Consider the following 25224-nt stretch of genomic DNA (forward strand, 5'->3'; position numbering starts at 1 on the left):
CGTAAATTTACGGCCAAGTTATTGCCACTATGCTCGATAAACTCAATATAGTTAAACAGCGTTTTGACGAAGTCAGTGACCTTATTATTCAACCAGATATCATTTCCGATCAGAAGCGATATGTGCAGATCAATAAGGAGTACAAAGAGCTCAGCGAGCTCATGAAGAAACGCAAAGAATACATTGCCCTAACCAATAACATCTCAGAAGCAGAGGAGATCATTGCAGATGGTTCTGACCAGGAAATGCTTGAGATGGCGAAAATGGAATTGGAAAGTGCTAAAGAACGCTTGCCGCAACTGGAAGAGGAGATACGCTATATGCTGATCCCAAAAGATCCGGAAGACGCCAAGAATGTGGTTGTTGAGATCCGCGCAGGAACTGGTGGTGACGAGGCGAGTATCTTTGCCGGAGACCTCTACCGTATGTATACCAAGTATTGCGAAGGTCGTGGTTGGAGCGTTTCTACCGTCGATTATAACGAAGGGACTTCTGGTGGATTTAAAGAGATCATCTTTGAAGTAGCAGGAGAGGATGTATACGGAACCCTCAAGTTCGAGGCGGGAGTGCATCGCGTGCAACGTGTACCACAAACAGAAACGCAAGGCCGTGTACACACTAGTGCGGCTACTGTAATGGTTCTGCCAGAGGCAGAAGAGTTCGATGTAGAGCTAGACATGCAAGACGTTCGCATTGAACGAACCACATCGACAGGACCTGGAGGGCAATCTGTAAATACTACCTATTCTGCTATTAAACTACATCACGAGCCCACGGGCATTATAGTGAGTTGTCAGGACCAAAAGTCGCAGCACAAGAATTTGGAAAAAGCCTTAAAGGTATTGCGTTCGCGTCTTTATGAGGCTGAGCTAGCTAAAAAGCAAGCTGCAGATTCTGAGAAAAGAAAAAGCATGGTTTCTTCCGGAGACCGTTCTGCAAAGATCAGGACTTACAACTATCCGCAGGGCCGTGTTACCGATCACCGCATTGGTCTTACCCTCTACGATTTGGGTAATATAATCGATGGAGATATACAAAAGCTTATCGACGAGCTGATGCTCGCAGAGAATACCGAGAAACTTAAAGAGAACAGCGAACTTTTTTAAATGACAAGCCAGCAATTAACCGAGCAGATTTTAGCCAAGCGCTCCTTTTTGTGTGTAGGGCTGGACGTTGATTTAGAAAAGATACCACCGCATTTACTTAAGGAAGAAGATCCAATCTTCGCTTTCAATAAGGCGATCATAGATGCTACTTCGGAGCTTTGTGTGGCCTACAAACCCAACACAGCCTTTTACGAAGCCTATGGGCTTAAAGGGTGGCAGGCCTTACAAAAGACCATCGATTATTTGAACGCAGAGTATCCCGATCACTTTACCATAGCTGATGCTAAACGCGGCGATATTGGAAACACCTCTACACGTTATGCCAAGGCCTTCTTTGAATCAATGAATTTTGATTCGGTCACGGTAGCTCCTTATATGGGAAGAGATTCTGTAGAACCATTTTTACAGTTCGAAGGGAAATATGTGATCCTGTTGGCCTTGACCTCTAATACAGGAGCTTTTGAATTTCAGACGCTCTCTGTAGGCGATCAAAGTCTTTACCAGCAGGTTATCGAGACTGCCTCTACTTGGGAAAACGCAGATCGTCTTATGTATGTGGTAGGCGCTACTAAAGCAGAACATTTGGCAGTAATACGTCAAAAATTACCCAACCAATTCTTACTGATCCCGGGAGTAGGAGCTCAGGGTGGCTCCTTGACCGAGGTATGCAAATACGGGATGACAGACAATGTTGGACTCTTGGTAAATTCTTCTCGAGGAATTATCTATGCCTCTTCTGGCGAAGACTTTGCAACGGCTGCCGCAGCCAAAGCTGCAGATTTACAGCAGCAAATGGCAACTGTACTCCATGGAGTCTAAAGATCAATTAGGACGTATACATCATTTTGATAAGATTCCCAGTCGAATCGTTTCCTTAGTGCCTTCTCAAACCGAACTGTTAGTAGACCTTGGGCTGCGAGAGCAAGTTGTCGGTATCACCAAGTTTTGTGTGCATCCTACAGATCTGAAGCAACAAAAGACGATAGTTGGAGGCACCAAGAATGTAAAGATCGACAAGATCTCCGCTCTGAAGCCAGACATCGTCATTGCCAATAAAGAAGAAAATACTCAGCAGATCGTAGCTGCTCTTGAAACTATTGCGCCCGTATGGGTTAGCGATATCAATTCCGTAAAGGATAGCTTGAACTTTATTGGTGCCATGGGAGCTCTTTTTGGGCGAGAAGAGCAAGCTGCGGACTTGATAAGGGCTATAGAAACGGCTCGGAGAGATTTTAAAGGCTATATCGATGACAAACCTGCATTAAAGACGGCTTATTTAATATGGAAGTCACCCTATATGGTGGCAGGGCATAACACATTTATCGGTGATCTATTGCGTGAGAATGGTTTTGAGAATATAGTGTCAGATCCAAATGGGCGTTATCCGGAGGTCGATTTAAAAACCCTGCAACAGGCCGATCAGATCTTTTTGAGTTCAGAACCTTATCCTTTCAAAGAAAAGGATCGCGCCGAATTGGAAGCGCAGTTAGGAGTGACCGTCAAATTAGTAGACGGTGAATATTTTAGTTGGTACGGGAGCAGACTTGGGCAGGCCTATGAGTATTTTAAGCGCTTGCACTAACGTATTCAGAGTCCAAAAGCAATTGGATCTCTTGCATTTTGCGTTCTGCAATTTGAAGAGCGCGTTTGCTCTCGTCTTTATCGAAAACTGCAGTCGTGTAAGCATATCGCATCCATCTTTGGTACGATATCTCAAGGCGTCTAAGCTTGCTTTTTTTGAGCGTAAATAACATAGGGGAGTGATTTTGTTTAAAGTTAATCACATTTCCTTAAAGGAAACCTAATATTTACTTAAAGGTCTGGCGTAAAAATGTAAGAAAACCCTCGCCCAATGATGGTTTTGTCGGCTAAAGTGTGCTTTTAGTCCTGAAGCGCAAAAACACGGCGTAAAAGATCAGTGGTTCTAGCCCCAATTTTATTCCTAATTTCCTGTTCCTCAACGGCTATCATTGTATAAACACCTTTAAGGGCTTCTGTGGTCACATAATCTGTCAGATCAGGGTTGACATCATTGACCAGTGGAATAGCATTGTATTTGTTAATTAGCTCTGTCCAGATCACATCGGCACCAACCCGACTAAAGGAATTATTGATCACCGGATTGAACTTGGCATAAAGTGCGGTACGGGTTCTGTTCTCAAGGTAAGTGGTAGCGGCATTGTCGGCACCAAGCAGAATATTCTTAGCATCGGCAAAGGTGATGTCCTTTACAGCGGCAACAAATATTGGGGTCGCGTCTTTAACGGCATCTTCTGCAGCTCTGTTGAGCGCTTTTAGACCTTCGTCCGCTAAACTGGAAAGACCAATATCTCTAAGAGTGGCATCTACTTTTCTCAGCTCTTCGGGCAGGAGGATCTTAACCAATTCGTTCTTGTAGAAACCGTCTGTTGCGGTGAGCTTGCTCACCTGTTTTTCGATCCCAAATTCTAAGGCTTGTCTCAATCCATTTCCAATTTCAGCTTCGCTTAGTGCAGGTAGTCCACCGGGCAAATTATTGACAACTTGTTGCAGTTCTCCGCAGCTAAAAGTGATAAAGGTAAAAAGGATTAAGGGTAGACGTTTCATAGTATTTGTGATGGATTTAGATAGCGATTTTCTTAAGCTTGTCCTAAAACGATTTCGTTCTCGAGGTGAAAGTACAAAAATCACCCCCAAAATAATTAACTTTGCGCCAAAATTAGGACAATTACCATGCAGCAAGCCGCTCCATATAAACCCAAGAATAAAGTACGAATTGTAACTGCAGCCTCGCTCTTTGATGGTCACGACGCAGCGATCAATATCATGCGTCGCATTATCCAAGCTACAGGAGTAGAAGTGATCCATCTGGGTCACGACCGTTCTGTAGAAGAAGTGGTTAACACGGCCATACAAGAAGACGCCAATGCCATTGCCATGACCTCGTATCAAGGTGGGCATAACGAGTACTTTAAGTATATGTACGATCTCTTACAAGAGCGCGGAGCTGGCCACATCAAGATCTTTGGAGGCGGTGGCGGTGTGATCTTACCAGAAGAGATCAAAGAGCTTATGGACTACGGAATCACGCGGATTTATTCTCCGGACGATGGTAGAGAAATGGGCTTACAAGGTATGATCAACGACCTGGTGCAACAAGCAGATTTCCCTATTGGGGATTCGCTAAACGGAGAAGTGACCCGTTTGGAATCCAAAGAAACTGGCGCTATTGCGCGCATTATCTCTGCTGCAGAAAATTTCCCAGAGGTTGCCAAAGAGACCTTAGATACCATACACCAGAAAAACGCAAAGACAAGCACACCTGTTTTAGGTATTACGGGTACTGGAGGTGCGGGTAAATCGAGTTTGGTCGATGAGTTAGTGCGACGCTTTTTGATCGATTTCCCGGAAAAGACGGTGGGTCTTATTTCTGTTGATCCATCTAAGCGTAAAACAGGAGGAGCCCTTTTAGGAGATCGAATCCGAATGAATGCCATTAATTCTCCACGTGTTTATATGCGTTCCTTGGCTACCCGTCAGAGCAATTTGGCATTGAGTAAATATGTCAACGAAGCGGTGGAGGTTTTAAAGGCTGCGGACTTTGATCTGATCATATTAGAGACCTCTGGAATTGGACAAAGCGATACCGAGATCCTAGAGCACTCAGACATTTCGCTCTATGTGATGACTCCAGAATTTGGAGCTGCAACACAGCTGGAAAAGATAGACATGCTCGACTTTGCCGATCTGGTGGCAATAAATAAGTTCGATAAGCGCGGCGCATTGGATGCGCTTCGCGATGTGAAAAAACAATATATGCGTAACCACAATCTGTGGGATACGCCACAAGAGCAATTGCCAGTCTACGGTACCATAGCCTCTCAGTTCAACGATCCGGGGATGAACACCTTGTATCGTAAAGTAATGGACACTTTGGTTGCCAAAACAGGGGCCGACCTTAAGAGTTCTTACGAAGTTACCGACGCCATGAGTGAGAAGATCTATGTGATCCCGCCGGCGCGTACACGTTACTTATCTGAGATCGCAGAGAACAACAGAGCTTATGATGAACGTGCTGCTGGGCAAGTTAGCACAGCTCAACAACTCTTTGGTATTTACAAGACCATTTGTTCGGTGCTAAATATAGATTCCGAAGCGTGTTTCAAAGACGTACTGGGTAAAGGTGGGTTGAACGAAGATTATCTTACCGAAACCGTATCCGCAGAAAATGAAACCTTCTTAGGACTGCTGCGCAAAGAGTTTGATCGTGTTAAAATGAATTTGGACCCTTATAACTGGGAACTGCTACTGCAATGGCCAGATAAGGTAGCTCGATATAAAGATCCTATTTATCGCTTTAAAGTTCGTGACAAGGAAATTCAAATAGAGACGCATACCAAATCGCTGTCGCATTCAGATATCCCAAAAGTGGCTTTGCCTAAGTATACCGCCTGGGGTGAGATCTTAGAATATGCCTTACAAGAGAATGTTCCGGGGGAGTTCCCTTATACTGCCGGTTTGTATCCCTTTAAGCGCACCGGAGAAGATCCGACGCGTATGTTTGCTGGAGAAGGAGGACCAGAGCGAACCAACAGACGTTTTCACTATGTTTCCCAGGGGATGCCTGCCAAGCGCCTTTCTACAGCCTTTGACTCCGTTACCTTATACGGCAATGACCCAGGACACCGACCAGACATTTATGGTAAGATCGGAAACTCCGGGGTGTCGATTTGCTGTTTAGACGACGCTAAAAAGCTTTACAGCGGATTCGACTTGAGCGACCCGATGACCTCCGTTAGTATGACCATAAACGGACCAGCGCCTATGTTGCTCGGTTTCTTTATGAACGCAGCTATAGATCAGAACTGCGAGAAGTACATCAAAGCCGAAGGTCTGGAAGCAGAAATTGATAAAAAGATCAATGCCATCTACAAAGCCAAAGGGCAGCAGCGTCCGGTGTATCGCGGTGAGCTGCCAGAAGGCAATGACGGACTTGGGCTTATGTTATTGGGTGTTACCGGTGACGAAGTCTTGCCTAAAGACGTTTACCAGCGTATTAAGGCAGAGACCTTACAACAAGTACGCGGTACGGTACAGGCCGATATTCTAAAAGAAGATCAAGCTCAGAATACCTGTATTTTCTCTACGGAGTTTGCCCTGCGACTTATGGGAGATGTGCAAGAGTACTTTATAGATCATAAAGTGCGCAACTTCTATTCGGTCTCTATTTCGGGTTACCATATTGCAGAAGCTGGAGCCAACCCTATTACTCAATTGGCCTTGACCTTGGCCAACGGCTTTACTTATGTGGAGTATTATTTGAGCCGAGGGATGGATATCAATAAGTTCGGGCCCAACCTTTCGTTCTTCTTTAGCAATGGGATCGATCCGGAATACGCAGTGATAGGCCGTGTGGCAAGAAGAATTTGGGCTAAGGCGTTGAAACATAAATACGGCGCCAACCCAAGAGCGCAAATGCTCAAATATCACATTCAAACCTCTGGGCGTAGTCTGCACGCTCAAGAGATCGACTTCAACGATATTAGAACAACGCTGCAGGCCTTGTATGCTATCTACGACAACTGTAACTCGCTACACACCAACGCCTACGATGAAGCCATTACAACGCCTACAGAAGAAAGTGTACGTCGTGCCATGGCTATCCAGCTTATCATCAACAAAGAATTGGGCCTAGCTAAGAATGAGAATCCGATACAAGGAGCTTATATCATTCAAGAGTTGACCAGCTTGGTTGAGGAGGCTGTTTTGGCAGAGTTTGATCGCATTACCGAAAGAGGTGGTGTTTTGGGCGCTATGGAAACCATGTATCAGCGCTCTAAGATCCAAGAGGAAAGCTTGTACTACGAGACCTTAAAGCACAATGGCGAGTTCCCTATCATTGGGGTGAATACCTTTTTGAGTAAGAAAGGATCTCCTACGGTACTTCCTGCGGAGGTGATCCGCGCCACAGAAGAAGAGAAGCAGCAGCAGATAGATACGCTGGAGTCATTACACGCTCGACATGCAGATATCTCAGAAGTATTGATCGCTGACCTGCAACAGGCTGCGGTGCAAAACCACAATATCTTTGAACAATTGATGGAAGTCTGTAAGCGTTGCTCCTTAGGACAGATCACTCAAGCCCTTTTTGAGGTCGGAGGACAGTACAGAAGAAATATGTAATGGAGTTTTACAGCGTAAGCATCCAGTTGCGTTGCAACTTCTTGAATTTGCGCAATTCCTTTCTTAAGATCGAGACGAATTCGGCTCCATTACTGTTGCTTCGCTCTAAGCGTTGACAGTTCGTGTAAAGCTTGTTCGTTAAGCGATTCAAGGAATCGGCATGCTGGTGTTTTTTGTCGCGCTCTAGTTGTTGTTCGGCCTTGAGAATTTCTGGGGCCAAACAAACAGATTGCTGCACAATATCACCTGTAAAATAGATATGCGGATTCTCATTTCCGGACGGACTTAGTTCGGCAAGGTCATCGACCAAGTAGTCCGAAATTCTTCGGGATAAGGAGAAAATCTCCAAAGCCTTTTGATATATAGGCGATGAGGGAACTGTTGAATACATAGCAATTGTAATGATAGTTCATCAAAACACTCAAAGTTACTTAGATATTAGGGGAGTATTCTATAAGATTTAAAGTTTTAATGTAATTTTGCTTAATAATTTTAATTTTATAGTGTAAAAAACTACTGAAATGAAGATGGACACCCTTAATTGGAAGATACTCAAGTGTTTGCAAGACAACGCGAGACAGTCTAATGCCGAGATCGGAAGGCAGGTTGGGATCACTTCTCCGGCCGTTGCAGAGCGGATCAGAAAGATGGAAGATGCAGGTATCATTAACGGCTATTACGCGAATCTTTCCTCTTTAGAAATGGGGTATCAACTCAAAGCGATAATTACGTTGAGAGCATTTATGGGGAAACTCAAACCTTTTTTAGAAAAAGTAAAGACCTTTAACGAAGTTGTGAACTGTTATCGCATTACGGGAAATGAGAACATCGTGATGGAAGTGGTCTTAAAAAACCAATTGCATTTAGAGAGCTTTATCGATCAACTCATTATTTACGGTGAGACCAAGACACAGATAGTCCTATCTAATGTGATCAAGAATGCGCCGATCCAAAAGTTGAATTAATCGACTATATTTACATGAGGAACCTCGTCTAGGTTCCAATCTATGACCAAACCTTGGGCCAAACGCCTGGCTACCTCTTTACCGTAGAGCAACTCCGCAGTAAACAATGCAGCTTCAAAACTCTTTGCACCTCCTGCTGAGGTGATAAAGCGGTTGTGGCGCACAAAAAGTACATCTTCACGCACGTCCAAGTTCGGAAACATTTCTTTGTATTTCTGAATGTCTGATGGAAAAGTAGTTGAAGCCAATCCATCTAAGAGCCCGGCTTTGGCCAGTACAAAAGCACCGTCACAATGAGAAGTGACAAACATGGCCTTGTCTGCTACTTCTTTGACCCAATTGAGCATGGCTGTATCTTCCAAGTCGCTATCCAAATGATGTTCTGCACTTGGAATAACCAAGATATCGATCTTGGGAATCTCATCGCTTAGATAGTTGTAATCTGGAATGATACGAACGCCTTCAAAAGTGGTAATAGGATCGTCTGTATTGGCCACAGTGAAAACATTCATCGCCTTAATGCTGTCGCGATAAATGGTGTGCTGAAATATGTCAAATGGCGCCGTAAATTCCGTGTTGTAAGTGCCATCCATGATCAAAAATCCTACGTTGTATCGCAGCGGATTTATAGGCGGAAAGGTCTTGGTTGTTTCCAGTTCTACGGTGCCTAAACTACCTGTTTGCTGCTTTTTGCAACCGTTTAAACTCAGCAGTAAGACAAAAAAGATCAGCCAGTATTTCATCTGATTAAGAATTTTATTAAGCCTCTTTGTTCGATTGAATAAAGGTAACGGATTGCTTCCAAACCTTATGCATTCTATCACAGATCAGCGCAATGATCATCAAACCAATTCCAAAGATGTTAAAGGTCATACCAAAACCGAGGCGGTCTGCCATGTTCATGCCGGTATTATGTCCAAAAACATGCGAAAAACTCCAGCTCATGCTGTACATGCCCATATAGCTGCCCTTGCGGCCTTGAGGCGACAATTCTAAAGCAAGTGCGTTAGAAAAAGGCGATTCTATCATTTCTCCTATGGTCATGAGTATCATCCCCACGATCAGAAGTCCAAAGTGATGTCCAATGTTCAGCACCAAGAAACTTGCTGCTAAGAATAAGGTACCGATAGCCACTAAACGCGCTTTCGAGATCTTACTGCGCTCCAACCAGCCAACCAATGGCATTTCGGTGAGCACGATCATGGCTCCGTTTAAGAACAAGATCCAGCCAATGACATCTTCGCTGAGGTTGTAGATCTTTTCGTAATAGATGGGCACCAAAGAAAAGTACTGTACAAATACTATTGCGATGAGCATCATCAGTAAAAAGAAGATCAAAAACGGCCGGTTTCTCAAGGGAGGAGCTCCGTGTTTTATCATGGCCTTGCGCTCTGCTTTAGTGGGTGCTTTCACCGCTTTTAAACTCAGGAGCATTACCCCTGCGGCTATCATACAGCTTACGCCATCTATCCAGAATATAGCCTTGTAACCTGCCGTTGCTATGATGATCCCACCAACGAGCGGTCCAATGGAAAAACCCAGGTTTATGGCGAGTCGAATCAAGGCAATTGCGCGTGTCACGGTCTGTGGTGTACTATAAGCTTCTGCTGCTACAAAAATTGCAGGTCGGTAGGCATCTACCAAAAACATCACAACGAATATGGCCGAACAAACGCCATAAAAACCAGAGGCCCATTGCAAACTAATGAAGCCCAATCCGCCTAGAAGTAAACTCAAAACAACCACATTGTAGTAACCAATAATATCTGTGATTCTCCCGCCGACATAGGTGCCCAAAACGGAGCCTAAACCGTAGCAGGTCATAATCCAACCTACTTGGGCAAAGCTAAAATTCAGTTCTTTCATCAGATACAAGGACAAAAAGGGAATCACCATGGCCCCTGTTCTGTTGATCAAGGTCACCAAAGACAGCATCCAGATCTCTTTGGAGAGTCCTCTGAAGTTTTCGAGATAGTTTTGATACAGTGTTTTCACTTTTGGCAAAAAAAAACGTCCAGGTTATTCAACTGGACGCTCGTTATAATAGGTTTAAATTTCGCTCATTAATACACAGCCTCCGTTTGGTCATAAGACCAGTTCCCGTTTTTATATTGGACTGCGGTACAAATCATTTCGATTCTAATTTGAGGTAAAGCTACAATATTTAATTCAATGGTAAACGGCTCTTAAGAATTTATTCCGATGCGACTCAGCCAGATTCCCACAGCCACAGCGAGGACTCCAATAAGTAAACTACCTGCCATATAGGCCACAAAAGCTGCAAACTGCCCGTTCTTTAAGAATTGTTGTCCTTCTAAGGCGTAGGTGGAAAAAGTGGTGAAACCGCCACAAAATCCTACTGTCCAGAGCCAAAGTTGGTTCTGGTCTATCCAGCCATAACGATTGCTGGCTCCTAAAAGCAAGCCTATCAGCAAACAGCCCAACATATTTACAGAAAAGGTTCCCCAAAAGCTAGACAAGTTCTGGTCTGCTATCAGTTTACCCACCAAATAGCGGCAGGCGCTACCTAATCCTCCGCCTAAAAACACCAACAGTACTGCCTTCATTAATTGATGGTTTGTGTAGGCGTAATTATTGGAACATAGATCTCGGTGAGCCAATTGGCCGGATTGGGTTCTAGCCCCGGATCAGAAGTGTATACCTCAAATTCTGGTTGCTCCGGATCTAAGACCAGCGCTTTTTCTTCAATATAGGTATAGGCCGCCTGATATGCGGCATCAAGATGGTCGTAATTGCCTTTTAGGGTGGTTTTCACAGCCGTTAGTGGCTCCATATAGCCGCAGAGCACTTTACTGTCTAATGCGGTATTGATCCGCTCTTTAACTGGAATGGCTGCAGAGAAGATCACCGTACCAGCCTCAGCATTCATCTGATGAAAAATAGTAAAAGGCGCACCACTTTGTTGAATATTGTTGGATTGCATATAAGCCATTACTTCGCCGAGCATGGGGCCCATTTTAAGCGCGCGACCTGCTTTGGTTGCCGATTCGGTCACATACATATAGTAACCCCCACCATATTCCACAATACCGTCGAAATTGACAGAGAACTTAGCCATCTGCGTTTGAATATAGTTCTCCATGTTTTCCAGACCTTTTTCGTACATGGTCTTGGTAGCGTCTTCAAAAGATCCAGATTGAAAGGCCATAAACACCTTTTCCATTAGGCCAAGTTCTCCCTTCATGCCCCAGGTTACGCTGGTGGTATTGTTATCTCCCGGTTCAAAACGCCAATACACATCAGACGTACTTGCTCCTAAAGGAGAGTTAAAGGTGATCTTTTGATCTATAGATTGCTGCTCCACAACAGCGACAGTTTGCATATTGCCGTTGCCAACTTCGGGGTGATCGCTTGTCCATGAATAGGCAGCGCCTAAACCTTGTATGGTGTCGCTATAACTGATCTGTATGTTAGGGTCGGTTTCCATCCAAGGACCCCATTCTGCCCAGGTCTGGTAGTTGTCGGCAGTTTGGAAAGCCAAGGCTTGCGGAACCTGAAGATCTTTGGTTACCGCTACGTCGAACTTACCATCTTGAGCACCAAAGTAAACCGCTCCGGCTACCAGGACGACCAGGATCAGCAAAAACAAATACTTTAAAAACTTCATGCTTTATAGCTGTTGATGAGCCCCTAAGATATCAAATTCACAGGGATTATTTTGCTACATTTGCGCATATCTAAACAAACTAAATTATGAACATTAAATACCTTTTGGCGGGATTCTTTTTGAGTTTTACTCTTTGGTCTTGCCAGGAATCTGCCAGTGATTCCAACGAGGATCTAGCAACAAAGGCAGTAGAGCAGGAGTTTCAATATCAGATAGATCAGTTTGCAGATCTGAAGATCTTGCGCTATAAAATTGACGGCTGGGACGATTTGACCTTGAAAGAGCAAAAGCTGGTTTACTACTTAACTCAAGCTGGTTTGGCAGGACGTGATATCATGTGGGCGCAGAACTACCGTCACAACTTGGCCATTCGCGCTGCTCTAGAGAACATTTATACTACCTATTCTGGAGATAAGAGCACAGACAATTGGAAGGCTTTTGAAGTGTACTTAAAGCGAGTTTGGTTCTCCAACGGGATCCACCACCATTATTCGAACGATAAATTACAGCCAGGTTTTGACGCTGCTTACTTAGAAGAATTGATGGCTGCAACCAATACCTCTTTAGAAACAGAAGCTTTCGAAGTGATCTTTAATGATGCGGATGCTAAAAAGGTCAACCTGAGTAAGGATGCAGACATTGTATTGGAAAGTGCGATCAACTTTTACGGACCTGACGTGACCGAGGCAGAAGTAGAAGCATTTTACAGTGCTATCGAGGTAGATGCAGACGAACCCATTGAAGTTGGACTCAATACGCGTCTGGTAAAAGAGAACGGAAAACTCGTAGAGCAAGTCTATAAAAGTGGTGGCATGTACGGTGCAGCTATTGACGAGATCATCAAGTGGTTGGAATTGGCTCAAGGAGTTGCGGAAAACGAAAATCAAGCCAAAGCCCTTGGCCTATTGATCGAGTACTACAAAACAGGAAGTCTGGACACTTGGGATGATTATGCTGTAGCTTGGGTAAACTCTACCGAAGGTAATATCGATTGGATCAACGGATTCATCGAGGTGTATAACGATCCGAAGGGATATAAGGGATCTTATGAGACCATCGTAGAGATCAAGGACTTTGATATGTCTAAGAAGATGGCTGTGCTTTCTAAAGAAGCCCAATGGTTCGAGGACAATTCTCCACTTATGGACGAGCACAAAAAGGACAACGTGACCGGAGTTTCATACAAGACGGTGAACGTGGCAGGAGAGGCTGGAGATGCTTCCCCATCTACGCCAATTGGAGTTAACCTTCCGAACAATAACTGGATCCGTCAGAAGCATGGAAGCAAGTCGGTGTCTTTAGGTAATATCATTAATTCTTATGCCAACGCTGGAAGCACTGGCCGCTTAAAGGAATTCGCTTACGACTCTTTGGAGATCGAATTGGAAACCGAGTATGGGCAGTTGGCAGATAAGTTGCACACAGCACTGCACGAAGTAGTGGGGCACGCCTCTGGACAGATCAACCCAGGAGTCGGAACTCCAAAGGAAACCTTGAAAAGTTACAAATCGACCATAGAAGAAGGTCGTGCAGATCTTTTTGGACTGTACTACCTTATGGATCCTAAACTGCAAGAGCTCGGCTTAGTAGAAGACTGGGAAAAAACAGGAATGGCTGCTTATGACGGCTATATCCGCAACGGATTGGTAAGCCAATTGGTACGCTTGGAGCTTGGAGCTGATGTAGAAGAGGCGCATATGCGTAACCGCCAATGGGTGAGTGCCTGGGCTTATGAGCAAGGGCAAGCGGACAATGTGATCGAGAAGATTGTAAAAGATGGTAAAACCTATTACAACATCAACGATTACCAAAAGCTACGGGAGATCTTTGGGCGTTTGCTTCGTGAGACGCAGCGCATTACTTCAGAAGGAGATTATGAAGCTGCCAAAGCCTTGGTAGAGGACTACGGTGTTAAAGTAGATCAAGACCTTCATAAAGAGGTTCTAGACCGTAACAGCAAGTTTACTGCAGCACCATATGGTGGTTTTGTGAATCCGGAGATCGTTCCTGTAATGGACGACAATGGTGAGATCACTGGTTTTGAAGTGGTACAGCCAGAGAGTTTTGTTTCGCAAATGGTAGACTATGCAAAGCGTTATAGCTTCTTGAAGTAGACTAAGAGAAATCTATAAAAAAACCTCCCGAACTTTATGGTGCCGGGAGGTTTTTTTATGTTTTAAAGTGTGGTTACTCTTTTCTGAGGATACCTTTTGACGTATAACCCCAATCGGTATTGGTGTCGTATTCGTCTTCGTTGCTTACGTGACGCAGGTGATACACAGAGATTCTATCGCTGTCTAACCATACAATAGAATACATCTGGGTCTCTGTCCAAACCCCGCCTTTGTTCATCCAAACAAAACTGATTTGCTCGCCGTAACCTTTAGACCAGATCACCTCGTTCATTTTGTATTTGGCGCGGTCTCCGTCTTCGTCGATATAAACCGAATAGACATTATTATCTTCTATATACAGCGTTAGCTCGCTGTCGTCGCCATTTGAAGTGGTTAATGTTCCGGACCAAATTCCGTCAAAGTCTCGACTTTGGGCGTTGGTGTTTGCAGTGAAAAGGAAAAATCCTAAAAGGGTGAGGAGTGTTAGTTTGTACATGATGTTTGAATTTGATTTTTACAATATTAAAGGATTCTATTAATTGGTTTTATACCCCTTGATGGGTATAAATTCTATGATTTAGGTATCGAAGTTGTATTTGGTCTCAATGGCGTAGCGCAGCAGTTCTCCTTTGCCGGATAGCCCGAGTTTACGTATCATATTCTTGCGGTGCTTTTCTATGGTAGAGACCGAGTTAAAGCGGATCTCCGCTATCTCACTTGAGGACTTGCCCTCGCCGATCAATCGCAAGATCTCGCGCTCACTTTTTGATAATACACTCTTTTTAGGGGCGTGATTATCCGGATTATTAACCGCTTCCACATCTATGGACTTGTCGTAATAGGTGGCACCTTGATACACCTCTTTGATTGCAGTGAGTACATCTTCTAAAGGCGAGTTCTTAAGCAAATAACCTTTGGCGCCCGCCGCGATCATATCTCGTACCGCACCTTGATCATCGAACATGGAAAAAGCAATCACTTTAGTATGGGGTTTCTCCTTTAAGATGTATTTACAAGCGGTTATGCCGTCCATCTTGGGCATTTTAATATCGGTAAGCACCACATGGGGTTCTTTGAGTTTAACCAAATCCACTAAGGCTTCGCCATCATTGACCATGCCTATTATGCTTATGTCTTGCTCGTATTTGAGTAAGAGATTAATGCCGTCAATTAGTGACTGATGGTCTTCTGCTATAGCTACACGTATCATAAGGGTATATCGATAATTACACTGGTTCCTTTTCCTGGCGTGCTGTCTACCTCCATTTGGCCTTCCATATGTTCCACACGCTTTTCTATACTTCCAAGGCCCATTCCGCCCGAGTTGTTGCTCAATTTGCCAGCTTTGAATCCTTTGCCGTTGTCTTCCACCACCACGTTTATAGCATCTTCGTGTTGTGTGAGTGAGATACTGGCCTCGGTTGCCTCGGCATGTTTAATGATGTTAGTTACCAGTTCTTGTATTATTCTAAAAACAGCTATCTCTAAGGATCCTTCCAAACGCTGATCCAAGCCGTAGTCTTGTACTTCTATTTGGATTTTCCCGGTTGCCGATGCGTTTTGAGCCAGTTTGTTCACGGCAGGTAAGAGGCCGTTCTTAGCGATCACCCCACTATTTTTTGCATGTGCCATGGCTCTGACCTCAGTATAAGCTTCTTCCAAAAGCAGCTGGGTTCTGTCGTAGAGTTCATCTTCATTGTTGAGGCTGCCTCGATGTTTTTTTAAGTGCTCGAATTGCATTTTTGCTGCGGAGAGGGTAGCGCCTACACTGTCGTGCAGATCACTTGCCAGGCGTTGGCGTTCTTTTTCTTGCCCCGCGATCATGGCGTCTATGGTATTGAGCTCTTGTTCCTTGAGGATCTTCTCTGTCTTTTGCACCTCGATCTCTTTTTCTTGCTCGGCGATACGTTGCTTTCGCTTGGTGTTCCGATACACCAGAAAAGCGATGATGCTTCCCAAAAACAAGGTTCCTCCAAGCCCAAAGGCTATGTTTTTGTTGCGGGAGGATTTTTGTTGTTGGATGATGCGTTCGGCTTTTTCTTCTGCCAACAATGAGCGAGTATCAGCCACACTTATCTTTAGGCTTTGTAAGCGATCATCGGTCTCTTCGGTTAGTTCGTAAGATTTGTTTAAATACTCTAAGGCTTTTTCGTAATTATTGATCTTTTGATAGAGCTTACCAATGTTCTCGTAAAAGATCGCTTTGGTTTTGCGTGGGTTCTCTCTTAAGTTTATACTGTCTGCCTTTAAGTATAGTCTAATAGCTTCTGGGTAGTTTCCTAGACTGTCATAGGCTCTTGCCTGATTATTGTAATTAGCGGCGATGCTATTGGTGTCCTTGATTTTTAATAAATATGGCAAAGCAATATTCGCCTTTTTTAAAGCATTGACATTTTCGCCTTTGGATTGATACATAGCACCTATGTTCATATTGTCATAAGACATTTGTGCAGAATCATTTAATTGAGTTGACAGGGTTAAACTTTCTTCAAATACAGCTATTGCTTTGTCGTAAAGTTTCGCGTCCGAATATCCAGATCCGATAGAGAGAAATACGCTAAACTTTATTTTAGGATCCGCATCCTGATAGGTGTCTACATATTCTTGAATCTCGGCTAAAATGGGTGAGTTGTCGAGAATAATATCGTTTTGATGACTTCTAATTCGAAGCAGCATCAGATTACAATCGTTGACATCTTTGGGAGCATCTAGCTTTTTGAATAACTCCTTGGCGTGTAGCATCAGTTCATAAGCTTTATCTTGTTTATCATCAGAATTGTAGGCATCGGCTAAATAAAAAGACCATAATGCTTGTTGTTCTAAAGACGATGTCACAGTGTCCAAGGTTTGAAAATGCGCAATGGCCTCTACATAGAGCCCATCGCGCATATATTCAAGTCCTTTATTAATATCGAGTTCTTGGCATAAGCCAACAGCGCTCCATAAGACAAAGATGTATGATAGCAGTTTGTTCAATCCACTTATTGTTTTTTACCGACAAGAATGTTGCCGTTTGCCGTGTCTGGATTAAATCCACTAGTTAAGTTTTCAAAATCACCTTTTCCATCTTTTACACTCTCATCAAATGGATAATTTAACGGCTCATTTGATGCTATTGGTGGATCATATTCGCAACAAGTGTTGTAAAAGTTATCTTCATGGGAAGGGTCATTGTTGTAAATGATGATTTTAACATCCCGATCATCTCCACAATTTCCATTACTATCACCTGTGAGATCGAACCCTTCAGTTATTGCGTCTCGATACTCATAAGTGAGTTTCACATTGGCCGGGTTTGCTATTTTTTCGACATGGATTTCAAATGTATGACAATCCGAACAATATCGAACTTTCGATAAATAGTATAAATCACCAAATGAAATATTAAACAATTCAACTTCAATGCTTCGGGCATAATCTTTATTATTTTGAGTTTTCCAATTAGAAAACTCGGCGCGTACATTAAATCGCATTATGGTTCCATCACCTTTCGCGATGTTGTAAGTGCTTTGAGTCCCGTTAATTACTTTAACATGACTCTGTTGACAAGGTTGTGACATGGTATATAGAGTTAGATATTAAACAATTCAAAAGAGATTCTATCATGACGGCGCTGAGACTCAAAATATGTATTTGGACTAAAGATAGTTTTCATCGAATTTGCTATCGAGAAATGCTTATCGTCTCCTCCAATTATAAGACCAACGGCAGCATTATCTTCCTTAGCGATTAACAAACTTCCAGAATCGCCATCTTCACTTACAGCAGTGGTAAGAATTTGTTTTTGAAGCGACATTGGTTCACCAGAATACGGGTTTTTATGATTTACATAAGCATTATCTGATCTAATAGACCCGCTACGATGGTATGTGGTTTTTCCGTGGAAATAAACTTCTTCACCAATTATTGGTGATCTATGTCCATTTATTTTTTGACTATTCCAAATATTTCCGAAAACCACTTCATCAGGATTGTGGACTCGAGCAAAAGCAACATCAACAAAGTTGTTGAACTTGCCGTATTCTACTTCACCTAAAACATTCTTGAACGTAGTTCTTTTCTGGTATTGGTCTTTTGGTTGATGAATTAAATTTGATTTGCCAAGTTTTCGATAGTTCTTAACCAAAACATGATAATTCGACATTATAAAATATTGTTTATTGAATGCCTCTTGTGAATGCCTTGTACTGGCATCTTGATTATTATTGTGAACTCTAAATTTTAATTGTACTACGGCGCCTAAAGTACCCATTTTGTAAATGTTACCCGGTCCAATTGCACAACCAGATGCTGCAGGCCTAATAACATTGTGAGTTATTCTAGCTTGATCATCATCGCTTAAAAAACAATGTAGTTTGAAATGATCGACCTCCCGAAAATTAATTCCTTTATCAGGGTTTTCTCTGTCCTTAAGTCTATCAAAAATATCATTGACGATAGAATCAACTAAGTTGCCTTTATTTGGAGATTTACCCTTTTGATCCCAGTCAAAAGGAATTAAGCCAACACCAATACCTCTTCCTTTTTTAAATCCAACCTCAATTCCCCATAAATTACTTTTAGGATCATCATTTTTGGCAACTACAGCAACATACACAGTATCTTTAATTAAACTGAAAAAGTAACGGTAGTTTAAGTCTAAAACTTCGTCGGCAATGCTTTTATCTTGGATATAGTACATCTTCTTTATCCCCCAACCGGCGCAGCAAAATAGACCAATACAAAAATGGCCAAGGCTCCGCCTGCTTTTACGTTTAAATTCATGGTCGATTTCGCCTCTGCGGATTTCAGGGCGTTGTTGCCTACTTCTATAAATCCAGGAAGCGCAATAGAAATTGCTGCCGCTCCAAAGGCAACAAAAATGCGCAAGATGTGTAATTGTTCTTCATGTGGTGTTGCAGGTAGTTTGCCTGCCACTTTGTAGCAGTAGATTAAGGTAGCTATGCCCGCAAAGAACAGTACGGTATGCGGTATTACCTCTTTAACTACAGGATTGTTTAATAGTTTCATCCTCTTCAGAGTTTTAAATGCCGTCAATCGAGCAAACAATAATTAGCTGTTCCGATCAACCGCGTCGCTTTTGCACAAAAATTCTTTTTGTCTCAGACGCGCAGAGAATCAGATTTGTTTGTGCTAATTGCATATTTCAAATATGGTTAAAGCGTGGGGGTGAATCTATACCCAATACCGGGTATAATTCCAAAAGTTAGGCTGCAAATGTTAAAATTCCAATTTGCAATCCTCAATATATTTGTTATAGAAGTGGCTTAATATTACAGGTTTAGTACCTGTTTAAGCCCTAGTAGGGCGAGTAGGAAAAGGATGAATCCCAACAAGATCCACTTAGCCCCTTTGTACTGTTTTAGGTGAAGGTTTTTGTCTTTGCGATAAGCCCATATCATGGCCCCAACAAAAGCAAGCACAAAAAAACTTATAAAAACGATACGCCCGGTCGTGAACATCTTTGTAGATTTATATCTGCAAAATTACAACTTAGAACCCACATTATGCAAGATAAAATTGCTGCCGTTCAGGCTTTTCACGATGCTTTTGGCTTAGACAGTCTTAAATCTCCCAAAGCCCACTTGGGCGAAGACAAACACTTGTTGCGCTATAAACTCATGCGCGAAGAGAACGAAGAGTATCTGGAAGCTGCAAACAGCGGAGATCTCGTTGAGGTAGCCGATGCCTTGGGCGACATGCTTTACATCTTATGCGGAACCATTATAGAGCACGGTTTACAACACAAAATAGAAGAGGTCTTTGCGGAGATACAACGCAGTAATATGAGCAAACTGGGCGCCGACGGGAAACCCATCTATCGCGAAGATGGAAAGGTGCTTAAAGGGCCTAATTATTTTAAACCCAATATAGCAGAAATTCTTAAGGCTTAGTTAACAGCGTAGCGCCAACCGTATGGGTCTTCGGCCAAATTGTGCTGGATCTCCATTAAGGCAGTTTTAAAGCGTTTGGCGTAGCTGTCTTCTGCGGATGGGATCGCGTATTCTTCTCCCTTATAGCTAAAGGCACTTACAGGACTGATCACTGCTGCAGTTCCAGCTCCGAAGATCTCTCTCAAACTTCCATCTTTGGCCGCTGCCACCAGTTCGTCCACTTCTACACGGCGGACCTGTACGTCAACTCCAGCGTCTTTTGCAATTTGGATCACACTTTTACGAGTAACTCCATCTAAGATACGATCGTTGGTTGGTGCAGTAAGTAAGCTGTCGCCTATTCGGAAGAAAACGTTCATGGTTCCTGCTTCTTCTAAATATTTGTGCTCTTTAGAATCTGTCCAGATCACTTGTTGGTAGCCTAAGTCCTTGGCCAGGTTGGTAGGGTAGAACTGAGCTCCGTAGTTTCCTGCGGCTTTGGCTGCTCCTACACCGCCATCTGCGGCGCGGCTGTAGTGTTCGGCTATGACCACTTTTACCGACCCAGAGTAATAAGCTTGGGCAGGTGAAAGTATGATCATGAATTTATATTGATCAGAAGGAGAGGCGGACACTCCATTCTGAGTAGCGATCACAAAGGGTCTTATGTATAGAGAATTTCCTAATCCTGGTTTGATCCATGCATTGTCTAAACGCAGTAAGGTCTCTAGTCCTTCGAAAAAAAATTCTTTTGGAAATTCCGGGATCGCCATTCGCTTAGACGATTTGTTGATGCGCTTAAAGTTCTCCTCTGGCCTAAAGAGAAATACCTTACCCGCTTCGTCCTTGTACGCTTTCATTCCTTCAAAAACCGCTTGCCCGTAGTGAAACACTTTGGCCGCTGGCTCTATACTCAATGGTCCGTAAGGTTTGATCTTAGGATTTTGCCAACTTCCATCTATAAAATCACATTCGAACATATGATCTGTGAATGCGCGTCCAAATACAAGGTTTTGAAAATCAACCTGATCGATTTTAGACTCAGAAACTTGGGTAATTTCTAGCGATTTAGAAGGTGTAAGCTGCATGTAAGGATCGTTTAAAGTGCAAAATTAGCCAAAAAAACCACCACATAAAATCTAAATAATTCATAAAATTGCAGTATATTATTTGCTTATCATTAAATCAAAAAACAATGCGAAATCTGTTTGTTGTAATCGCACTAGCTACCGCACTAGTTAGTTGTAAACAAGAAGTATCTAAAGAAGATGCCACAATTGCCGTAGAAGAGGTAAAACAAAGCTTTCAGACTTTTGGAGCGCCAGTGGCTGTTTCCGAAGTAATGACACCAGAAGCCTTAGCGGAGTACACCAAGTCTCTTAAAGTGGGAGATACTGTCCCTGTTAAATTCTCTTCTAAGGTAAACGCCGTTTGCCAAAAGAAAGGTTGCTGGATGAAGGTTGACATAGCTGGCGAAGAGTCCATGGTTCGTTTCAAGGATTACGGTTTCTTTATGCCCTTAGACATAGCAGGTCAAGAAGCTATCATAGAAGGCGTTGCTTTTATCGAGGAAGTTAGTGTCGAAGACCTTAAACACTACGCAGAAGACGACGGTAAATCTCCAGAAGAGATTGCTGCGATCACCGAACCTAAAAAGTCTTTGGCCATTGTTTCTAGCGGAGTTTTACTGCCAGAACAAGAAGCGGCAACAGCAAAAGACTCTAATCCTCAGGAATAATTCGTGAAAAGGGAACTGATCCAAACTGGCGACGGTTCCTGGACCATACAATTGCCCGATTGGGATGAACAATATCATTCCAAGCACGGGGCCATTGCAGAGGCAAAACACGTATTCATACAAAATGGACTCCAGCACAAGCTTGCCTCGGGGTCCATTTCTAGTTTATCCGTTTTGGAGTTTGGATTCGGAACCGGCCTTAATGCACTTTTGACTTTGGGTTATGCCCGCCAGCATCAGATCAAAATAGAATATACCGGCCTAGAGGCTTTTCCGGTGCAACAAGCCGAGTGGCAAGCCATGCATTATTCCGAGATGCTATCTATGTCGCCTTCAGATTTCGAGGCCATGCACCAAGGCCCTTGGGAAGAACCTTTTGCGGTCGATCCGAAGTTTACACTCCTAAAAAGACAGATCACCTTTGACCAATTGACTGCATCTAAAGAGTATGACCTGATCTACTTCGATGCCTTTGGTCCGCGGGTTCAACCGGAACTCTGGCAGCGCGAACTCTTGTCAAAGACCTATGAGGCCCTGAAACCAGGTGGGGTTTGGGTCAGTTATTGTGCCAAGGGCGATGTGCGGAGAGATCTGCAGGCTCTGGGTTATACCGTAGAGCGTCTCGATGGTCCTCCTGGAAAAAGGCATATGCTCAGAGCCACAAAGCCTTAAGATAAGTTTCAGAAATAGAAAGCTCGCTTATGCGTATTTTTGTAAATAAAAAGCATGACGGTTTTAATCACTGGGGCAACGGGCCTAATTGGAACGCAACTCACCGCAGATCTGCACCAAGCAGGGCATAAAGTTCATTTTCTTACCACCCGATCGGCAGCCTTAAAGCAAGAAGATAATCACCGAGGTTTTCTTTGGAATCCGGATAAACAAGAAATAGATCCTGGATGTATTGAAGGAGTTGACACCATTGTTCATTTGGTCGGCGCTCCGATCTCTGAGCCCTGGACAAAAGCTTACCGTCAAGAGATCTTGGATTCTCGAATTCAAACCATGCGGCTATTAGAGGATACCCTAAAGAACAATCCGCACAAGGTGAATCATTTTATCAGCGCTTCTGGTATAAGTATATATCCACACAGTTTAACGGCCAATTATAAGGAGTCCGATGCTGCTGTTGCCGATAATTTCTTGGGAGAGGTGGTAGTCAAGTGGGAAGCTGCTGCGGATAGGTTAGAGGCGTTGGGAATAAAAGTGGCTAAACTTCGAACTGCGGTAGTTTTAGATGCCGATCAAGGCGCATTACCGCAAATAGTGAAGCCTGTTAAATTGGGCGTAGGCGCCGCTCTTGGCAGTGGAGACCAATGGTTTTCGTGGATACATTTAAAGGACATTAGCGGGATTTATCTCCACTTGATTCAGTATGGCCTTAGTGGGGTCTACAATGGGGTTGCTCCCAAACCTGTCACAAACAAAGAACTTACCTACGCGGTCGCTGAATCCTTAGGCAAAAAGATCATCCTGCCAGCTGTTCCCGGTTTTGTTTTAAAGATTGCTATGGGGGAGCGCGCCAACTTGGTTCTAGAAGGACAGCAGGTCAGTTCTGAAAAAATTGAGAAGGCCGGCTATACATTTGCATATTCAGATATTGCGACGGCCTTGTCAAATTTGCTGTAGACAGACAATTTATTGGTGACATTTTGACATTTTTAAAACAATGGCAGTACTTTTGCACGCTGTAAATCGACCTAAAAAACAAGCGTTTTTGCCATGAGCAAGAAAGACAAGAATAAAAACAACAGCAGCGACGAACTAGATCAGTTACTCGATCAAGAGGTTGCCGTAGATCAGAAAGAGGAGCAAGAAGCTCCCAAAGAATCAGCATTGGAGCAAGCCCAGCGCGAACTGCAAGAAGAAAAAGACAAGTTCTTAAGACTCTTTGCGGAGTTTGAAAACTTTAAGAAGCGCACGAGCCGAGAGCGTATCGAGCTTTTTAAGACAGCAGGCGAAGAGGTAATGCAGTCCTTATTGCCTGTTTTGGACGATTTTGACCGCGCCTTGAAGGAGATTCAACGTGCAGAGGACGACGGACTCTATGAAGGTGTGACCCTGATCCACAACAAGCTGAAAGAGACCCTTAAGAACAAAGGCCTACAAGCCATTGAGATCGAAGCGGGAACTACCTTCGATGCAGATCTGCATGAGGCTGTTACCCAGATCCCTGCACCTACAGAGGACATGAAGGGCAAGATCATCGATGTGATTGAAAAAGGCTATACTTTGGGTGAGAAGATCATCAGATATCCAAAAGTGGTCATTGGGCAGCAATAATTAAGACAGTGAAAGAAGATTTTTACGAAATATTAGGCATAGACAAAAGCGCTTCGGCAGCAGAGATCAAAAAGGCCTATCGCAAAAAAGCCATTGAATATCACCCCGATAAGAATCCTGGCGATGCCAAGGCGGAGGAGATGTTCAAAAAGGCTGCAGAGGCTTATGAGGTTTTAAGCGATCCGCAGAAACGTCAGCAGTACGATCAGTTCGGACATCAAGCATTCCAAGGCGGAGGTTTTGGAGGTGCTGGCGGTGGTATGAATATGGATGACATCTTCAGCCAGTTCGGAGACATTTTTGGCGGCGCTTTTGGCGGCGGCGGATTTGGTGGTTTCGGCGGATTTGGCGGAGGTGGTCGCAGACTTAAAGGAAGTGACCTGCGCATTCGAGTGAGCTTGACCCTGGAGGAGATCGCCTCAGGTGTTGAGAAGAAGATCAAGGTCAAGCGTAAGAAAATGGCCCAAGGAACTACTTTTTCTACCTGTAGTACTTGTAATGGTCAAGGTCAAGTTACCCGAATTCAAAATACCATATTAGGCCGTATGCAAACGGCTACCACTTGTTCCACCTGTGGAGGTAGCGGTCAGGTTATCGATAAAAAGCCTGCCAACGCAGACGCTCAAGGAATGATAGCTACAGAAGAAACAGTATCTATCAAGATACCGGCTGGGGTAGAAGACGGCATGCAACTCAAAGTGAGTGGTAAAGGAAATGATGCGCCTGGTAACGGAATTCCAGGAGATCTTTTAGTGGCCATTACCGAGAAGCCACATGAGTTCTTGCAGCGTGAAGGTGATAATTTACATTACGACCTCTACATCAGTTTTTCTGAGGCTGCTTTGGGTACTTCCAAAGAGATAGAAACCGTAAGTGGAAAAGTTCGTATCAAGATCGAATCCGGAGTGCAAAGTGGAAAGATCTTGCGTTTAAGAGGCAAGGGAATTCCTAACCTAAACGGCTACGGAAAAGGCGATCTTTTGGTGCATGTGAATGTGTGGACACCGCGCACGCTTTCTAAGGAGCAAAAGGACTTCTTTGAGCGTATGAGCAGCGATGAGCACTTCCAGCCAAAGCCCGAAAAGGAAGACAAATCCTTTTTCGAGAAGGTGAAAGACATGTTCTCTTAGGGGAACCGAGCTTATTAAAATTATTTTTATATATTTGACTATTACTAGATTCCTTTCTAGTGATAATTTTTCTTTTTCATAGCAATTTTTTTCCCATCCTTGATCACAGTCAAGGGTGGGTTTTATTTTTTAGGCCATTTTGAATTGTAACAAATCCAATTTGATTTGTACTAACTTTGTTGTCTATGCGAGCTAACCGCCTGCTAGGACATAACTAAAAAAACT

General features: G+C 43.5%; 26 protein-coding genes. 12 read left to right on the top strand and 14 right to left on the bottom strand.

The genetic code is table 11. The features are described from left to right. The first annotated feature begins 29 nt into the window (after window positions 1-29). The 3 genes from prfA to BTO09_RS10430 are packed head-to-tail and all read left to right on the top strand — an operon-like array spanning window position 30 to window position 2688. Window positions 30-1106, top strand: coding sequence for a peptide chain release factor 1 (prfA, locus tag BTO09_RS10420; RefSeq protein WP_087524718.1), 1077 nt, complete (start codon window positions 30-32; stop codon window positions 1104-1106). Next, window positions 1107-1925 carry an orotidine-5'-phosphate decarboxylase gene (gene pyrF, locus BTO09_RS10425; RefSeq protein ID WP_087524719.1) on the top strand — a complete coding sequence of 273 codons (819 nt, stop codon included), beginning with the start codon at window positions 1107-1109 and terminating at the stop codon, window positions 1923-1925. Beyond that, window positions 1915-2688 carry a helical backbone metal receptor gene (locus tag BTO09_RS10430; protein WP_087524720.1) on the top strand — a complete coding sequence of 258 codons (774 nt, stop codon included), beginning with the start codon at window positions 1915-1917 and terminating at the stop codon, window positions 2686-2688. The genes pyrF and BTO09_RS10430 overlap by 11 nt, the downstream gene beginning before the upstream one ends. Here BTO09_RS10430 and BTO09_RS10435 read toward each other — a convergent pair. Both BTO09_RS10435 and BTO09_RS10440 read right to left on the bottom strand, forming a co-directional pair. After that, on the bottom strand, window positions 2672-2860 hold the full coding sequence (locus tag BTO09_RS10435) for a hypothetical protein (RefSeq protein WP_087524721.1): 189 nt from the start codon (window positions 2858-2860) through the stop codon (window positions 2672-2674). The two genes, BTO09_RS10430 and BTO09_RS10435, sit on opposite strands and share 17 nt — an antisense overlap. Before the next feature lie 127 nt (window positions 2861-2987). Next, a complete protein-coding gene (locus BTO09_RS10440) occupies window positions 2988-3692 on the bottom strand; it encodes a DUF4197 domain-containing protein (protein ID WP_087524722.1) in 705 nt (234 codons plus the stop codon). A gap of 126 nt (window positions 3693-3818) precedes the next feature. On the opposite strand from BTO09_RS10440, the gene BTO09_RS10445 reads away from it, so the two are divergent. Next, window positions 3819-7268 carry a methylmalonyl-CoA mutase family protein gene (locus BTO09_RS10445; protein ID WP_087524723.1) on the top strand — a complete coding sequence of 1150 codons (3450 nt, stop codon included), beginning with the start codon at window positions 3819-3821 and terminating at the stop codon, window positions 7266-7268. Between the two features lie 7 nt (window positions 7269-7275). Here the strand turns inward: BTO09_RS10445 and BTO09_RS10450 are convergent, their stop codons facing one another. Next, window positions 7276-7659: a hypothetical protein gene (locus BTO09_RS10450; protein ID WP_087524724.1), complete on the bottom strand. Its 384-nt coding sequence runs from the start codon at window positions 7657-7659 to the stop codon at window positions 7276-7278. A gap of 130 nt (window positions 7660-7789) precedes the next feature. Between BTO09_RS10450 and BTO09_RS10455 the strand changes: the two genes are divergently transcribed. Beyond that, window positions 7790-8233 (top strand): Lrp/AsnC family transcriptional regulator, encoded by a 444-nt coding sequence (locus BTO09_RS10455; RefSeq protein WP_087524725.1) that lies wholly within the window; start codon window positions 7790-7792, stop codon window positions 8231-8233. On the opposite strand, the gene BTO09_RS10460 is transcribed toward BTO09_RS10455, so the two are convergent. The 4 genes from BTO09_RS10460 to BTO09_RS10475 form a co-directional block, all read right to left on the bottom strand. Next, window positions 8230-8976, bottom strand: a complete 747-nt coding sequence (locus tag BTO09_RS10460; protein ID WP_087524726.1) for a DJ-1/PfpI family protein — start codon at window positions 8974-8976, stop codon at window positions 8230-8232. The two genes, BTO09_RS10455 and BTO09_RS10460, sit on opposite strands and share 4 nt — an antisense overlap. Window positions 8977-8992: 16 nt before the next feature. Continuing rightward, window positions 8993-10228 carry an MFS transporter gene (locus tag BTO09_RS10465; protein WP_087524727.1) on the bottom strand — a complete coding sequence of 412 codons (1236 nt, stop codon included), beginning with the start codon at window positions 10226-10228 and terminating at the stop codon, window positions 8993-8995. Between the two features lie 191 nt (window positions 10229-10419). Then, entirely contained in the window at window positions 10420-10800 is a 381-nt protein-coding gene (crcB, locus tag BTO09_RS10470) for a fluoride efflux transporter CrcB (protein ID WP_087524728.1), read from the bottom strand. After that, window positions 10800-11861, bottom strand: a complete 1062-nt coding sequence (locus BTO09_RS10475) for a GyrI-like domain-containing protein (RefSeq protein ID WP_087524729.1) — start codon at window positions 11859-11861, stop codon at window positions 10800-10802. Before BTO09_RS10475 ends, crcB begins: the two co-directional genes overlap by 1 nt. Before the next feature lie 86 nt (window positions 11862-11947). Between BTO09_RS10475 and BTO09_RS10480 the strand changes: the two genes are divergently transcribed. Continuing rightward, the gene (locus tag BTO09_RS10480) at window positions 11948-13975 is read left to right on the top strand and encodes a dihydrofolate reductase (RefSeq protein WP_087524730.1); all 2028 of its coding nucleotides are present in this window, start codon (window positions 11948-11950) and stop codon (window positions 13973-13975) included. Between the two features lie 73 nt (window positions 13976-14048). Here BTO09_RS10480 and BTO09_RS10485 read toward each other — a convergent pair whose 3' ends face one another. The 6 genes from BTO09_RS10485 to BTO09_RS10510 form a co-directional block, all read right to left on the bottom strand. Continuing rightward, complete coding sequence (locus tag BTO09_RS10485) at window positions 14049-14471, bottom strand: hypothetical protein (RefSeq protein ID WP_087524731.1); 423 nt, start codon at window positions 14469-14471, stop codon at window positions 14049-14051. Window positions 14472-14552: 81 nt separating this feature from the next. After that, window positions 14553-15185, bottom strand: a complete 633-nt coding sequence (locus BTO09_RS10490; RefSeq protein WP_087524732.1) for a response regulator transcription factor — start codon at window positions 15183-15185, stop codon at window positions 14553-14555. Beyond that, window positions 15182-16951, bottom strand: coding sequence for a sensor histidine kinase (locus BTO09_RS10495; RefSeq protein WP_157663488.1), 1770 nt, complete (start codon window positions 16949-16951; stop codon window positions 15182-15184). The genes BTO09_RS10490 and BTO09_RS10495 overlap by 4 nt, the downstream gene beginning before the upstream one ends. Window positions 16952-16956: 5 nt before the next feature. Next, window positions 16957-17535, bottom strand: a complete 579-nt coding sequence (locus tag BTO09_RS10500; protein ID WP_087524734.1) for a hypothetical protein — start codon at window positions 17533-17535, stop codon at window positions 16957-16959. 11 nt (window positions 17536-17546) lie between these two features. After that, window positions 17547-18656, bottom strand: coding sequence for a hypothetical protein (locus BTO09_RS10505; RefSeq protein ID WP_087524735.1), 1110 nt, complete (start codon window positions 18654-18656; stop codon window positions 17547-17549). A 5-nt stretch (window positions 18657-18661) separates the two neighbouring features. After that, window positions 18662-18985 carry a hypothetical protein gene (locus BTO09_RS10510; RefSeq protein WP_087524736.1) on the bottom strand — a complete coding sequence of 108 codons (324 nt, stop codon included), beginning with the start codon at window positions 18983-18985 and terminating at the stop codon, window positions 18662-18664. 497 nt (window positions 18986-19482) lie between these two features. On the opposite strand from BTO09_RS10510, the gene BTO09_RS10520 reads away from it, so the two are divergent. Next, window positions 19483-19869 carry a nucleoside triphosphate pyrophosphohydrolase family protein gene (locus BTO09_RS10520; RefSeq protein WP_087524738.1) on the top strand — a complete coding sequence of 129 codons (387 nt, stop codon included), beginning with the start codon at window positions 19483-19485 and terminating at the stop codon, window positions 19867-19869. Here the strand turns inward: BTO09_RS10520 and BTO09_RS10525 are convergent. Continuing rightward, on the bottom strand, window positions 19866-20936 hold the full coding sequence (locus BTO09_RS10525; RefSeq protein ID WP_087524739.1) for a branched-chain amino acid aminotransferase: 1071 nt from the start codon (window positions 20934-20936) through the stop codon (window positions 19866-19868). The genes BTO09_RS10520 and BTO09_RS10525 overlap by 4 nt on opposite strands. Window positions 20937-21043: 107 nt before the next feature. Between BTO09_RS10525 and BTO09_RS10530 the strand changes: the two genes are divergently transcribed. From BTO09_RS10530 to dnaJ, 5 genes are all read left to right on the top strand, one after another. Next, window positions 21044-21586: a DUF4920 domain-containing protein gene (locus BTO09_RS10530; RefSeq protein WP_087524740.1), complete on the top strand. Its 543-nt coding sequence runs from the start codon at window positions 21044-21046 to the stop codon at window positions 21584-21586. 3 nt (window positions 21587-21589) lie between these two features. After that, on the top strand, window positions 21590-22258 hold the full coding sequence (mnmD, locus tag BTO09_RS10535; protein ID WP_087524741.1) for a tRNA (5-methylaminomethyl-2-thiouridine)(34)-methyltransferase MnmD: 669 nt from the start codon (window positions 21590-21592) through the stop codon (window positions 22256-22258). Window positions 22259-22312: 54 nt separating this feature from the next. After that, window positions 22313-23215 carry a TIGR01777 family oxidoreductase gene (locus BTO09_RS10540; RefSeq protein ID WP_087524742.1) on the top strand — a complete coding sequence of 301 codons (903 nt, stop codon included), beginning with the start codon at window positions 22313-22315 and terminating at the stop codon, window positions 23213-23215. A 93-nt stretch (window positions 23216-23308) separates the two neighbouring features. Next, window positions 23309-23869: a nucleotide exchange factor GrpE gene (locus BTO09_RS10545; RefSeq protein ID WP_087524743.1), complete on the top strand. Its 561-nt coding sequence runs from the start codon at window positions 23309-23311 to the stop codon at window positions 23867-23869. A gap of 8 nt (window positions 23870-23877) precedes the next feature. Beyond that, window positions 23878-24999: a molecular chaperone DnaJ gene (gene dnaJ / locus BTO09_RS10550; RefSeq protein WP_087524744.1), complete on the top strand. Its 1122-nt coding sequence runs from the start codon at window positions 23878-23880 to the stop codon at window positions 24997-24999. The last annotated feature ends 225 nt before the right edge of the window (window positions 25000-25224 follow it).

This window comes from Gilvibacter sp. SZ-19, assembly GCF_002163875.1.
In the GTDB taxonomy this organism is placed as follows: Bacteria; Bacteroidota; Bacteroidia; order Flavobacteriales; family Flavobacteriaceae; genus Gilvibacter.